This window comes from Chromobacterium sp. CCUG 76385 (assembly GCF_059916625.1).
Map to the genome: position 1 here is coordinate 58,038 of NZ_JAUCGU010000001.1, position 12,580 is coordinate 70,617.

Sequence of the window (12,580 nt, forward strand, 5' to 3'; positions counted from 1 at the left end):
TTGCTATGGTTAAACGACTAGGGGCTGTTGATGTTTGGAGAGCGGTCGCGCCGGGATGCGTTTTGCGCCGAATCGAGGCGTTTCGCGCGCCGCATAGTCATTCTCTGCCAGCGCGGAACAACGAAGAGTCGGCGCGAAAGGCGCCCGGCCCTGCGGGTTTGGCCGCTTTGGGCCGGAAGCCACGTTGCCCAGCCCTTGCATAGAATGACTATGCGTCGGACTGTGCGCCTTGCTTCCGGCCCAAATCGGCTCAAACGCGATCCACTCACCAAACGTCAACAGCCCCTAGCGTTCAGGCATTCAATGCGCATTGGACTGACGCGCATTGGCCTGTTCTGTTCGAAACCTGAAGAGGGGCGGCGATGAAATCCTATGCAGCGGAGTTTCTGGGTACTTTCTGGCTGGTGCTAGGGGGCTGCGGCAGCGCGGTGCTGGCGGCGGCGTTTCCCAATGTGGGCATTGGCTTTGCGGGTGTGGCGCTGGCTTTTGGCCTGACGGTGGTGACCATGGCTTACGCGATCGGCCATATTTCCGGTTGCCATTTGAACCCGGCGGTGTCCATTGGGCTGTGGGCGGGCGGTCGTTTTCCCGCCAAACAGCTTGGGCCGTACATCGTGGCGCAGGTGTTGGGCGCGATTGCGGCGGCGGCCGTGCTGTACGTGATCGCCAGCGGCGCGGCCGGTTTCGACGTGGCCAAGGGCTTTGCGTCCAACGGCTACGCCGAGCATTCGCCGGGTGGTTATTCGCTGCTGGCGGCCTTGGTGTGCGAAGTGGTGATGACCATGTTTTTCCTCTTGGTCATCATGGGCGCCACCGACAAGCGCGCGCCGGCGGGTTTCGCGCCGTTGGCGATAGGCCTGGCGCTGACCCTGATCCATTTGATCAGCATTCCGGTCACCAATACTTCGGTCAATCCGGCGCGCAGCACCGGCGTGGCCTTGTTCGTCGGCGATTGGGCGGTGCGGCAGCTGTGGCTGTTCTGGCTGGCGCCTATCATAGGCGCGGCGCTGGGGGCGCAGGTGTATCGCTGGATTGCCGGCGAATCGCAATGAGCGGTGCATTAAGGGCGGCGGCGGCCGCCCTCTATTGCACGATTGCTAGGGGCTGTTGACGTTTGGTGAGTGGATCGCGTTTGCGCCGATTTGGGCCGGAAGCAAGGCGCGCAGTCCGCCGCATAGTCATTCTATGCAAGGGCTGGGCAACGCGGCTTCCGGCACAAAGCGGCCAAACCCGCAGGGCCGGGCGCCTTTCGCGCCGACTCTTCGTTGTTCCGCGCTGGCAGAGAATGACTATGCGGCGCGCGAAACGCCTCGATTCGCCGCAAAACGCATCCCGGCGCGACCGCTCTCCAAACGTCAACAGCCCCTAGACGCTGACCGCGCAGTCTATGCTCTGGTTTTTGCCGTTCCTCAACATTTCTGCGCCAGTGGATGGCTCAAGGCTGTAGTCGCCTATCTGCCAGACCCGGTCATGGCAAGCATCCACCTCCGGCCGATGAGAGACGCTGATGATCGTGCAATGAGGCAGCTCTGTGCGCAACAACGCGTAGCAGTGCTGCTGGTTGGGCAAGTCCAGGGCCGAGGTGGCCTCATCCAGCAGCAACCACTGCGGCCGGTGCAATAAGGCCCTGGCCAAGGCCAGACGCTGCTGTTCGCCGGCCGATAGCCTGGCGGACCAATTGCAGTTTTCATCCAGTTGCGGCGTCAAATGCCCTAATCGGCATTGCGATAGCACGAATGTCTGCTGCACCGTGGTAAAGGCATCGCTTGCCGCGGGGTAGCTGATGGCCTCGCGCAAGGTGCCAATCGGCAAATACGGCAGCTGCGGCAAGAACATCACTTTATTGGGCGGCAGGGTGATATGGCCTTTTCCCCATGGCCAGATGCCGGCCAGCGCTTTCAGCAGAGCGCTTTTGCCGCTGCCGGAGGCGCCCTTCAGCACAATGCGTTCTCCTGCGGACGCCTGTAGATTGATGCCCTGCAGCAATACCCGCCCATCCGGCAGCGACACGTCCAGGGCGCTGAGTCGAATTTCATCTCCAGGGCGTCGCGAGATTCGGCTATGCGCCAGTTCCTGCCGCGCTTGCTGCGCGGCGCGCTGAAAAGAGGACAAGCGTTCGATATTGGCTTTCCACGATGCCAGGATCTCATACGCGTTCACCATCCAGCTCAAGGCGCCCTGCACCTGGGCGAATGCAGAAATGGCCTGCATCAGCCCGCCCAGCGCGAGTTTGCCGGCAAAATAGCCCGGCGCGCATACCAACATCGGGAAAATCACCGCCAATTGCGCGTAACCGGCGCGCGCCCCGTTCAAACGCCATTCCGCGCCTATCAGCAGGCGCCAGTTGGCGCAGATGGCTTGAAAGCGACGGTTGAGCGCGCTGCGCTCGACATCCTCGCCGCCGCTCAGCGCCACCGCCTGCGCATGCTCGCGCAGCCGTACCGAGGCATAGCGAAAATCCGCCTCGCGCCGCTCGCCTTCCATATTGATGCGAGACAGCCGGCGGCCAAGCACATGCATCAGTCCGCTGCCCAGCAGCGCATAGGCCAGCGCAACCCAGACCAGATAGCCGGGAAGGCTGACGTTCCAGCCAATCAGCGCCAGGCTTAGCGGACCGGACAACTGCCAGAGTAGGCCGATGAAGCAGACCAGGGTAGCCAGATTGCGGATCAATTCAAAACCGAGATTCAAGGATGTCGCGGTCAGCGCCTTCAGATCCTCGGCAATGCGCTGGTCGGGGTTGTCCGTGCCATAGGCCTTCAACTCCAGCAGGCAATAGGCCCGGCCCTCCAGCCATTGTCCAAGATAAAAATCGGTCAACCACCGCCGCCAACGCAAATTCAGCATGGACGTCAGGTAGGACATCAGCACCGCGCAGCCGATGAAGCCGAAGGCCAGCGCGGCGAACACTTGTAACAGCTGTAGGAAGCGGTCCCAGTCGTGTTGTTGCAAGGCATTGAAGAAGTCGCCATTCCACTGGTTGAGCAGGACATTGCAGTAGACCATGGCAATGTTCAGCGCGCTGATGGTCAGCAGCAGCGCCCACGCCATCCATCTGTCTTCCGAGCGCCAATACGGCGCCGCCAAGGCCAGGAACTTGGCGATTAATCCCTTGCTGGCTGTGCCGCCAGCATTTTGTTCATTCATGCCGTACCTCAATTCTTGCCGTCTGGGCGCATCAATGTGTCCAGACGTCTTCTGCAAACCGCGAGATGGGCTGACCACTCGCACATCGAGATGACTGTATTGGAAATAAAATTTACTGTAAAACAATAATTTTTAGTTGTTTTACGTTCATTATCTTGCTTGATAGAGAAAAGGTCGCCGCCATGACAAGCCAGGCTTGGCTTTCGGCGTTTTGTGCGGGGAAGGTTGGCGACGGGTGGGATGTGACGGAAGCGCCACAGTGATAAAGTTAAACTTGCGCAGCAATAAATTATCGTTTAACAATAAAAAATACTGGGTGCAGTGAACTCCCTTCGGCGATGTTCCGTCGGCACCGCTTCGCAACAACACTAAGGACAAGCGATGAATTCTTCACGATTAAGCCGCTACTGCGCCGGCATGGCCTGCGTCACCTTTCTTGGCATTTGCGCCATGCTGCTGTTTCATCTCTTGCTGTGGCTGTTTCCCCAAGCCATCCTGGATGCCGGCTTGAGCATCACCATCGATACCAGCCAGGGCTTTTATGGACTGCGCAACTTCAAGCTGATGGACGTGCCGCTTTGGCAGCGGATAGGCGGCGCAGTGATATCCTGCGTCCCCTTGCTGGTGCTGGCCCAGGGTTTGAATGCGCTGCGCCGTCTGTTCCGCCTGTACGCCGAGGGCGAGTACTTCTCTGAGCGTTCCGCGTCCTTGCTGGCTAAGGTCGGTTCCAGGGTTGCGCTATGGGTGTTGGCGGAAATTCTGGTCCAGCCGCTGATGGGACTGTGGCTGACCATGATGTGGCCTGCCGGGCGTCACCAAATTACTTTCGGCGTGGATAGCGGCAACTTGGAGAGCTTGTTCATCGCCGCGGTGGTCATGGTGATTGCGCGCATTCAGCAGGAAGGCGTGGTTCTGGCGCGCGAAAACAAGCAATTCATCTGAAGAAAGCATCCTGTGCCCATAAAAATCAACCTGGACGTGCTACTTGTTCAGCGCAAAGTGAAATCCAAGGATCTTGCCCACGCCATAGGCATTACGGAACAGAATCTGTCGCTGCTGAAGCAGGGAAAGATCAAAGGCTTCCGTTTTTCAACGCTGGAGGCGATCTGCCGGCACCTGCACTGCCAGCCTGGCGATTTATTGCAATACATTCCACCGGCCCCGGGCGAAGAAGGCGATTCCGATGATGAGGCTGGGTTTTAGGTCTGGAGTGACTTGCTTTGATGTATGGCTTGGCTTGGGCTTGCGCAAAGATGATCCCGCCGCCGCTTGGAAAAGATGAAAACAGGGTTTAGCAAAAAAGCAGGAGTCAAGTCTCCCGTAATTTCACCGCAGGATGGCTCTGAGGAATGAGCGCCTATTTTGAGTGAGGGCTTGGGCTGCGTGGCCAAACAGGCTATACCGCTGCGGCTGCCATCGTTTCCAGATGTTACCCATGATCATGCACTGCCGGCCAGCTATCGTCGTATATCAGGTCAGCCAGGCTTTGGCGATGAGCCCAGTTTTCCTGCTCCAGCATGGGTTTTTCATAGAATGCTTCCACGTGTCCCAGGCATAGTATCGCCACTGGCCGCGCACCGGCGGGCATCGCCAGCAGTGAGGCGAGTTTGGCGGGATCGAAGATGGATACCCAGCCCAGGCCCAGGCCCTCGGCGCGGGCGGCCAGCCACATGTTCTGGATCGCGCAGGCTACCGAAGCCAGGTCCATCTCCGGCAGCGTGCGGCGGCCGAACACATGGCGCTCGCGGCCGTCCATCAGAGCCGCCACCAGCACTTCGCCACATTCGAGCAAGCCTTCCACTTTCAGCCTCATGAACTCTTCTTCGCGCTCGCCCAGCGCGCGGGCGGTCTGGATGCGCTCCTCCTCCACCAAGGCATGCAACTGGCGGCGCAGCTCCGCGCCGCGGATGCGGATGAAGCGCCATGGCTGCATGAAGCCGACGCTGGGCGCGAAGTGGGCGGCGGCCAGCAGCCGCTGCAGGGTGTCGGGATCGACCGGGTCCGCCTTGAAGTGGCGCATGTCGCGGCGTTCGCGGATGGCGCGGTAGACGGCGTCGATGTCGGCTTGTGGGTAACGGTTCATGGCAGAAACAGGCTCGCTGCGGCTAGGGGATTGGACGGGAAGTAAGCGTGGAAGTAGCTGGCCAGCAGGCTGCCGCGGCGGTACAGCGCCTCGCCGCTTCCCGCGCCGCTGGCGCGCGCGGCGCGGGCAATCGGCTCCAGCGCTGTTTCCAGCCGGGTGTAGTGGAAAGTATGACCGCGCAGCGCGCCGCCGGGGAAGTCCATTTGCTGCAGGCCCAGCCCGCATAGCCGCTCTTGCAGCGTGGCGTGGCCGGGCAGCAGCCCCAGCATCGCCGCGCTGTCGCCGTCGCGCCTGGTCAACCGGTCCAGCAGATAGAGCATGCCGCCGCACTCGGCGTACAGCGGCTTGCCGGCCTCAATGTGTCCATGCAGCTCCGCCTTCAGCGCCGTGTTGGCGGCCAGCGCGTCCAGATGCAGTTCCGGGTAGCCGCCGGGCAGGTAGACCGCGTCGCAGTTTGGCAGCGCGGGGTCGGCCAGCGGCGAGAAGAAGGCCAGTTCCGCGCCCAGTCGTCGCAGCATCTCCAGATTGGCCGGGTAGACGAAGGCGAAGGCGGCGTCGCGGGCGATGGCGATGCGCTTGCCGGCCAGCAGCGGCGGCATCTCGGCCAGCTTGACGGTGGGAAACGCCGCCGACGGCGGCAGCCCGGCCAGCGCGGTGGCGGCGATCTGAGCCGCCGCGCTGTCGAGACGGGCGTCGAGGTCGGCGATTTCCTGAGCCTGCACCAGGCCTAGGTGGCGTTCCGGCAGCCGCGCCGCCTCGTCGCGGCGCAGCGCGGCCAGCAGCGGCAGGTGCTCAGGCAGTTGCTGCGCCAGCATCTCGGCGTGGCGCTCGCTGGCGACATGGTTGGCGATGAAGCCGTGAAAGGCCAGGCCGGGGCGGAAGCTGGCCAGGCCATAGGCGACGGCGGCGAAGGTTTGCGCCATGCCGGTGGCGTCTATCACCGCCGCCAGCGGGATGCCGAGCAGCTCGGCCAGATCGGCGCTGCTGGGCGTGCCGTCGAATAAGCCCATGCTGCCCTCGATCAGGATCAGGTCCGCCTCCGCCGCGGCCTGATGCAGGCGCGCGCGGCAATCGTCCTCGCCGTTCATCCACAGGTCCAGGCCATAGACAGTGTGGCCGCTGGCCCGCTCCAGGATGTAGGGATCGAGGAAGTCCGGCCCGGTTTTGAACACCCGCACCCGGCGTCCCAAGTTGCGATGATGGCGGGCCAGCGCCGCGGTCACTGTGGTCTTGCCCTGGTGGGAGGCGGGCGCGGTCAGGAACAGCGCCGGGCAGGACCGCGGCGTCATCAGAATTCCACCCCGCGCTGCGCCTTGATGCCTTGCTCGCGATAAGGGTGCTTGACCAGCCGCATCTCGGTGACCAGGTCGGCGGCCTCCAGCAAGGCTTCGGGCGCGTGGCGGCCGGTGACGACCACATGCTGCATCGCCGGCCGGGCGGCGAAGGCGGCCAGCACCTCGTTCAGCGGCAGGTATTCGTATTTCAGCACCACGTTCAATTCGTCCAGGATCACCATGTCGTAATCGTCGCTTGCCAGCATCGCCAGCGCCTGCTTCCAGCCCTTGCGCGCGGTGGCGATGTCGGCCTCGCGGTCCTGGGTGTTCCAGGTATAGCCTTCGCCCATGGTGTGGAAGTCGCAGTTGTCGAAGCCGCCCAGCAGGTCGCGCTCGGCGGTGTGCAGCGCGCCCTTGATGAATTGCACCACGCCCAGGCGCATGCCGTGGCCGACGGCGCGCAGGCCCATGCCGAAGGCGGCGCTGCTCTTGCCCTTGCCGGTGCCGGTATTGACGATGAGTAGGCCCTTTTCGCCGGTGGCGGCGGCCTTTTTCTTCTCGAAGCCCGCCTTGCGTTTCTCGGTCATGCGCTGGTGGGAGGCCGGATCGGTTTTCATAGTGTCGTCCTTGCGTGTGGGGCGCGCGCCGTCAGCGGCGCAGCAGCCAGATGAAAAAGGCGCCGCCGACGGCGGCGGTGCCGACGCCGACCGGAATGTCTTCCGGCGCGATCAGCGTGCGCGCGGCGGCGTCCACCCAGATCAGGAACAGCGCGCCCAACAGCGCGCAGGCCGGCAGCAGGCGGCGGTGGTCGGCGCCGACGCAGCGGCGGGCGATGTGCGGAATCATCAGGCCGACGAAGCCGATCGCCCCGCTGACCGCCACCATGGTGCCGGTCAGCAGCGAGGAGGCGGCGAACACCGCCAGCCGCAGCCGGGTCACGCGTATGCCCAGCGTGACCGCGGTCTGCTCGCCGGCCATCAGCGCGTTCAGCGGCCGCGCCACCGCCAGCAGCGCGGCCAGGCCCAGGCATAGCGCCGCCAGCGGCGCCGGCAGCAGCTCCCAGCGCGCCTGGCCCAGGCCGCCCAGCATCCAGAACAGCACCGCCGAGGCCGAGCGATGGTCGCCCAGATACAACATCAGATTGGCCAGCGCCATCAGCAGAAAGGACACGGCTACGCCGGCCAGCAGCAGCCGCTCGGCCTGCAAGCGGCGCTGGCGCACGGCGATGCCGGTGACCAGCAGCGTGGCCAGCAAGGCGCCGGCGAAGGCGGCCAGCGGCAGGGTGGCGCCGCCCAGCACATTGCCGCTGAACAGCAGCACCGTCACCGCGCCCAGCGTGGCGCCGGAGCTGACGCCCAGCAGGTGCGGGTCGGCCAGCTGGTTGCGGGTGGTGGCCTGCAGCGCCGCGCCGACCAGCGCCAGGCCGGCGCCGACCATGCCGCCCAGCAGCACGCGCGGCAGCCGCAGCTGCCAGATGATCAGGTCCTGGCCCGGCGGCCAGGCCGGCGCCACCGGCAGGCCCAACTGGTGCAGCAGCACATTGGAGCTGACGGAGAAGGCCACCGGCGCGGCGCCCAGGCCGGAAGCCAGCGGCAGCGACAGCGCGAGCAGGACCAGCAAGGCGCCCAACAGCGGCCAGGCCGGCGGACGGTTGACGACAGAGCGGATCACTTGGCGAAGGACTCCGGGTGCAGGCTGCGCGCCAGCGCGCTGATCGCGTCGGCGTTGGCGATGCCGGGCGTCGCGCTGTCATAGGGCAGCACGATGAAGCGCTTGTCGCGCACCGCCGCCATCTTGTTCAGCGCCGGATGGTTTTGCAGGAAGGCGATCTTCTGCTGGGCGGTGACCTTGCCGTAGTCGATGATCACAATGGCTTGCGGATTGCGCGCCACCACGGTTTCCCAGTCGACGCGGGTCCAGCTGGCGTTGACGTCGTTCAGGATGTTGCGGCCGCCGGCGGCGCGGATCAGCGCGTCGGGCATTGCCAGCCGGCCGGCGCTGAAGGGGCGGTCCTCGCCGCTGTCGTAGACGAAGACCGACGGCGTGGCCTTGCGCTTGGCGACGCGGGCGGCGACCCCGTCCACCTTGGCGCGCATGTCGGCCACCACTTTCTGCGCGCGCGGCTCCACGTCGAAGATGCGGCCGAGGTTGTCGATGTCACGGTAGACGTCGTCCAGGCTGGCCGCCGAGCGCTTCATCACGTGGGCGCAGGATTCGCTGAGCTCGTAGACATTGATGCCCAAGGGCGCCAGCGAGGTCGGCGTCACCGGGCCGCCGACGCGCAGGCCGTAGTTCCAGCCGGCGAAGAAGAAATCGGCGTTGCGGGTCAGCAGCGCTTCCGACGACGGATAGTCGCCGGCCAGCTCCGGCAGCTTGCCCAGCGCCTGCTTCAGCGGCGCGTTCAGCTTGTTCCAGGCGCTGATGCCGGTGTAGCCCGCCATGCGGCCTTGCAGGCCCAGCGCCACCATCATCTCGGTCAGGTTGATGTCGTGGCTGACGGCGCGCTGCGGCGCGCGCTGGAAGGTGACCTTGCGGTTGCAGCTGTCTATGGTCAGCGGGTAGCGCGTGGCGTGAACGTGGGCGGATAGCAGCGCGGCCAGGCCGCAGGCGATGAGCGAAGGCGGATTCAGTTTCATGCGTTTTCCTCTTCCAGCAGGGTGATGCGGGGGTGGCCGGCTTGCGGGTGGCGGTCCACCAGCGCGCGCACGCCGAACACCTCGGCCAAAAGCCGGGGCGTCAGCACGTCCTCCGGCGCGCCGCTGGCGACGATGCGGCCAGCCTTCAGCGCGTACAGGCGGTGGCAGAAGGCGGAGGCCAGGTTGAGGTCGTGCAGGGTGGCGACGGCGGCGATGCCCAGCCGACGCACCAGGCGCAGCAGCGACAGTTGGTGGCGCAGGTCCAGATGGTTGGTGGGTTCGTCCAGGATCAGCAGCTCTGGCCGCTGCGCCAGCGCCCGCGCCAGCAGCGCGCGCTGCTTTTCGCCGCCGGACAGCGTGGCGAAGGGCTGGTGTTGCTGCGCCGCCAGGCCCACCTGGACTAGCGCGTCGTCGACGATGGCGTGGTCGGCGGCCGATCCACCGCGCAGCAGCGACTGATGCGGGATACGGCCCATGTCGGCCACTTCGCGCACGGTCAGGCCGAAGTCCTCCGGAAATTCCTGCAGCACCACCGCCACACGGCGGGCGAAGGAGGTGGCGGACTGGGACCAGATGTCGGCGCCGTCCAGCCTGGCTTCGCCGGCCAGCGGCTTGTTGAAGCGGAAGGCGCAACGCAGCGTGCTGGTCTTGCCGCTGCCGTTGGGGCCGATGACGCCGACGAACTCGCCGGGCCGGACTGCGAGCGCGATGTCGCGCAGCAGCCTGGCCTCGGGCACCGCGGCCGGGTCCGGCGACCAATCCAGCCCGCATAGTTCCAATGCGTTCACCGGTTAGCTCCAGTGCGCGCCGGTGATGTCGCGCAGCAGCGCCACCACGCGCGGGCGGCTGGGGTGGTAGCCGATGAACACAAGCTGAGCCTGGCGCGGCGCGGCCAGCGCCTCGTCGCGGCTCAACTCGATGCGGTTGCGCACGCCCTGGGCCAGCAGCCGGCCGGGGCCGTCGGCGCAGGCGGCGAAGCCCTTGATGCGCAGCAGCGGCTCCTCGCGGGCGATGGCCTCCAGCGCGGCGGCCAGCTTGTCGGCGCGCTGCGCCTCCTTGCTGCGGATCATGAACGATTGCCAGCCTGGGTCCTGCTCGTGGAAATGCTTGTGGGTGGACAGCCCGTGGCTGTGCGCGGCCTGGCCGCCGTGGCTGTGGCCGTCCAGCAGCGTTTGGTTGGCCAGTGGCCGCATCGCGAGCCCCGGCATGCTGGCCACCGGGCCGTAATGGCGGTGCGCGGCCGGCGAGGCTTCGTGCAGATGCAGGCCCAGCGTCAGCCGGGTGTCCAGCTTGGCTTGATAAGCCAGCTCGATGAAGCGGATCGACGGCGCTTGCCGGCGCACGGCTTCCTCCGCCGCCAGCAGTTGATCGGCGGATAACGCGTCTATCTTGTTCAGCACCACGATGTCGGCGTGGCCCAGCTGCTGGTCGAACAGCTCCGCCACCGCATCTGCCTTGCCCTGGTCTCCCGCCGGCGCGAAATGGCCGGCCAGCAGCAGCGGGGTGTCGACCACAGCCAGCGTGGCGTCCAGCACGAAATAGGGCGCCAGCGCCTCGCTTTGCAGCTGGGCCATCACCGCGCTGGGCAGCGCCAGGCCCGAGGTTTCGATCAGCACGTGGTCTATCTGCTGGCGGCGCTGCCACAGCGCCAGCATGGTGGGCAGGAAATCGGCGTCGTCGTCGTAGGCGACCAGGCCGTTGGCGAGATCATGGATTTCCACGCCGCCGGCGTCGGCGTCGCGCAGCAGGCCGCCGTCTATCGACACCTCGCCGAACTCGTTGACCAGAATGGCCAGCCGGCGCTGCTTGTTGTTTTCCAGCAGCTTGGACAGCAGCGTGGTCTTGCCGGCGCCGAGGAAACCGGTCAATACGGTAACGGGAAGCCGCGGCGCACTCATGCCTGGCCTCCCTGCGGCAGGGCCGCCAGCACGGCGTCAAAGTCGCTGAATGTTTGCGGATAGTCCAGTCGAGGGCGGTCGATGACGATGAACGGGATGCCCAGCGCGGCGGCGGCCGCGGCCTTGGCATCGAAGCCGCCGGCTTCGCCGCTGTCCTTGCTGATCACGCAGTCTATGCCCCAGTCGCGCCACAGCGCCTCGTTGGCGGCCTGCGAGAACGGGCCCTGCATCGCGCAGACGCGCGAGCGCGGAATGCCCAGGTCCAGCGCCCGCTGCAGGTGCTGCGGGTCCGGCGCCAGACGGACGAACCATTGCTGTTGTTTCTCGGCGTCGGCGGCGAGGAAGCGATGCAGCTCCTTGCTGCCGGTGGCGAGGAAAACGCGGCGTCCTTTAGTCATCGCCAGCTTGGCGGCCGCGTCGCTGTCGGCGCAGCGGATGACCGGATGTTCGCTGCGGCTGGCCGGGCGCTCGTAGCGCAGATAGGGCAGGTCCAGCTCCTCGGCCAGCGCCATCAGCTGCTGCGACATCTCGCTGGCGTAGGGGTGGGTGGCGTCGACGATGGCCGAAGCCCGGCTGCCGGACAGCAGCTCGCGGCGGCGCTCGACGCCGAGACGGCCGCTGACGGTGGCGACGCCAGGCACGGCCTGCTGCGCTTGCTCGTTGCCGTAATCGCTGGCGCTGCTGACCACCACCGCGCGGCCGGTTTCGGCGATGGCGCGCGACAGCGCGTTGCCGTCGCTGGTGCCGGAAAACACCCAGGCCGCGCCCGCGGGCAGCGCGTCGGCCTTGACCGTGTCGCTGGTGTTGTCCCAGTTGAAGTAGCCGCGCGGGGTGAACATCCAGTTGCGCTTGCGGCGGGTGAAGCGGTTGCCGATGACGATGCTGGTCAGCATGTCGAAGCGGCGGGTCCGCAGCTCGGCCAGGGTGACGATCTCCACGGCCTGGTCTTCGCGGTAGGCATTGCGGACGATGCCGCACAGCGTCTCAGGCTTCTTGTGCTCCAGCATGATGTCCAGGATGCGGTAGACGCCTTCCTGGCGCTGGCGGCTTTGCACGTTGTAGAACACCACCGCCAGGTCGGCCTGGGCGATGTGGCGGGCGCGGGTTTCGATCCATTCCCACGGGCACAGCAGGTCGGACAGGCTCAGCGTGGCGAAGTCGTGCGACAACGGCGCGCCGAGCAAGGACGCGCAGGAATTGGCCGAGGTGATGCCGGGGATCAGCTGCACGTCGAAAACATCGTCCTCGCGCATGTCCTCGTAAGCCAGCGTGGCCATCGCATAGACGCCGATGTCGCCGCTGGACAGCAGGGCCACGGTCTTGCCGGCGCGGGCCTCTTCCAGCGCCAGCTGCGCGCGCTCGCGCTCCTGGGTCAGCGGCAGCGTGCGGATGTCCTTGCCGGCGATCCACGGCTGTACCCAGGTCAGGTAGAGGTCGTAGGAGACGATCACGTCGCTCGCCGCCAGCGCCTGGCGGGCGAGCTCGGGGATCAGTTCGGCGCGGCCGGGGCCGACCGAGACGAGGTAGAGTTTGCCGGTCATT

General features: G+C 65.7%; 12 protein-coding genes. 3 read left to right on the plus strand and 9 right to left on the minus strand.

Features of this window, described 5'->3' with window-relative positions:
- Window positions 1-362: 362 nt before the first annotated feature.
- On the plus strand, window positions 363-1,052 hold the full coding sequence (gene aqpZ / locus QUG01_RS00275; protein ID WP_500828357.1) for an aquaporin Z: 690 nt from the start codon (window positions 363-365) through the stop codon (window positions 1,050-1,052).
- Between the two features lie 313 nt (window positions 1,053-1,365).
- Here the strand turns inward: aqpZ and QUG01_RS00280 are convergent, their stop codons facing one another.
- The gene (locus QUG01_RS00280) at window positions 1,366-3,147 is read right to left on the minus strand and encodes an ABC transporter ATP-binding protein/permease (RefSeq protein ID WP_500828358.1); all 1,782 of its coding nucleotides are present in this window, start codon (window positions 3,145-3,147) and stop codon (window positions 1,366-1,368) included.
- A gap of 381 nt (window positions 3,148-3,528) precedes the next feature.
- Here QUG01_RS00280 and QUG01_RS00285 point away from each other — a divergent pair, with 381 nt between their 5' ends.
- Both QUG01_RS00285 and QUG01_RS00290 read left to right on the plus strand, forming a co-directional pair.
- The gene (locus QUG01_RS00285; protein ID WP_500828359.1) at window positions 3,529-4,089 is read left to right on the plus strand and encodes a DUF2975 domain-containing protein; all 561 of its coding nucleotides are present in this window, start codon (window positions 3,529-3,531) and stop codon (window positions 4,087-4,089) included.
- A gap of 12 nt (window positions 4,090-4,101) precedes the next feature.
- Window positions 4,102-4,350: a helix-turn-helix domain-containing protein gene (locus QUG01_RS00290; RefSeq protein ID WP_500828360.1), complete on the plus strand. Its 249-nt coding sequence runs from the start codon at window positions 4,102-4,104 to the stop codon at window positions 4,348-4,350.
- A 226-nt stretch (window positions 4,351-4,576) separates the two neighbouring features.
- On the opposite strand, the gene bluB is transcribed toward QUG01_RS00290, so the two are convergent.
- The 8 genes from bluB to cobJ are packed head-to-tail and all read right to left on the minus strand — an operon-like array spanning window position 4,577 to window position 12,579.
- A complete protein-coding gene (bluB, locus tag QUG01_RS00295) occupies window positions 4,577-5,230 on the minus strand; it encodes a 5,6-dimethylbenzimidazole synthase (RefSeq protein WP_500828361.1) in 654 nt (217 codons plus the stop codon).
- The gene (locus QUG01_RS00300) at window positions 5,227-6,519 is read right to left on the minus strand and encodes a cobyrinic acid a,c-diamide synthase CobB (RefSeq protein WP_500828362.1); all 1,293 of its coding nucleotides are present in this window, start codon (window positions 6,517-6,519) and stop codon (window positions 5,227-5,229) included. The genes bluB and QUG01_RS00300 overlap by 4 nt, the downstream gene beginning before the upstream one ends.
- Window positions 6,519-7,121, minus strand: coding sequence for a cob(I)yrinic acid a,c-diamide adenosyltransferase (cobO, locus tag QUG01_RS00305; RefSeq protein ID WP_500828363.1), 603 nt, complete (start codon window positions 7,119-7,121; stop codon window positions 6,519-6,521). Before cobO ends, QUG01_RS00300 begins: the two co-directional genes overlap by 1 nt.
- 31 nt (window positions 7,122-7,152) lie before the next feature.
- Window positions 7,153-8,175, minus strand: a complete 1,023-nt coding sequence (locus QUG01_RS00310; RefSeq protein WP_500828364.1) for a FecCD family ABC transporter permease — start codon at window positions 8,173-8,175, stop codon at window positions 7,153-7,155.
- A complete protein-coding gene (locus QUG01_RS00315) occupies window positions 8,172-9,140 on the minus strand; it encodes an ABC transporter substrate-binding protein (RefSeq protein ID WP_500828365.1) in 969 nt (322 codons plus the stop codon). The genes QUG01_RS00310 and QUG01_RS00315 overlap by 4 nt, the downstream gene beginning before the upstream one ends.
- Window positions 9,137-9,928, minus strand: coding sequence for an ABC transporter ATP-binding protein (locus QUG01_RS00320; protein WP_500828366.1), 792 nt, complete (start codon window positions 9,926-9,928; stop codon window positions 9,137-9,139). The genes QUG01_RS00315 and QUG01_RS00320 overlap by 4 nt, the downstream gene beginning before the upstream one ends.
- Before the next feature lie 3 nt (window positions 9,929-9,931).
- Window positions 9,932-11,038: a CobW family GTP-binding protein gene (locus tag QUG01_RS00325; RefSeq protein ID WP_500828367.1), complete on the minus strand. Its 1,107-nt coding sequence runs from the start codon at window positions 11,036-11,038 to the stop codon at window positions 9,932-9,934.
- Entirely contained in the window at window positions 11,035-12,579 is a 1,545-nt protein-coding gene (cobJ, locus tag QUG01_RS00330) for a precorrin-3B C(17)-methyltransferase (protein ID WP_500828368.1), read from the minus strand. The genes QUG01_RS00325 and cobJ overlap by 4 nt, the downstream gene beginning before the upstream one ends.
- Between the last annotated feature and the right edge of the window lies 1 nt (window position 12,580).

What these genes read in the sequence shown, in the direction of transcription:
- cobJ (WP_500828368.1), bottom strand. Translation starts at nt 12,579, where the DNA reads ATGACCGGCAAACTCTACCTCGTCTCGGTCGGCCCCGGCCGCGCCGAA.
- QUG01_RS00285 (WP_500828359.1), top strand. Translation starts at nt 3,529, where the DNA reads ATGAATTCTTCACGATTAAGCCGCTACTGCGCCGGCATGGCCTGCGTC.
- aqpZ (WP_500828357.1), top strand. Translation starts at nt 363, where the DNA reads ATGAAATCCTATGCAGCGGAGTTTCTGGGTACTTTCTGGCTGGTGCTA.
- QUG01_RS00280 (WP_500828358.1), bottom strand. Translation starts at nt 3,147, where the DNA reads ATGAATGAACAAAATGCTGGCGGCACAGCCAGCAAGGGATTAATCGCC.
- QUG01_RS00315 (WP_500828365.1), bottom strand. Translation starts at nt 9,140, where the DNA reads ATGAAACTGAATCCGCCTTCGCTCATCGCCTGCGGCCTGGCCGCGCTG.
- bluB (WP_500828361.1), bottom strand. Translation starts at nt 5,230, where the DNA reads ATGAACCGTTACCCACAAGCCGACATCGACGCCGTCTACCGCGCCATC.
- cobO (WP_500828363.1), bottom strand. Translation starts at nt 7,121, where the DNA reads ATGAAAACCGATCCGGCCTCCCACCAGCGCATGACCGAGAAACGCAAG.
- QUG01_RS00300 (WP_500828362.1), bottom strand. Translation starts at nt 6,519, where the DNA reads ATGACGCCGCGGTCCTGCCCGGCGCTGTTCCTGACCGCGCCCGCCTCC.
- QUG01_RS00325 (WP_500828367.1), bottom strand. Translation starts at nt 11,038, where the DNA reads ATGAGTGCGCCGCGGCTTCCCGTTACCGTATTGACCGGTTTCCTCGGC.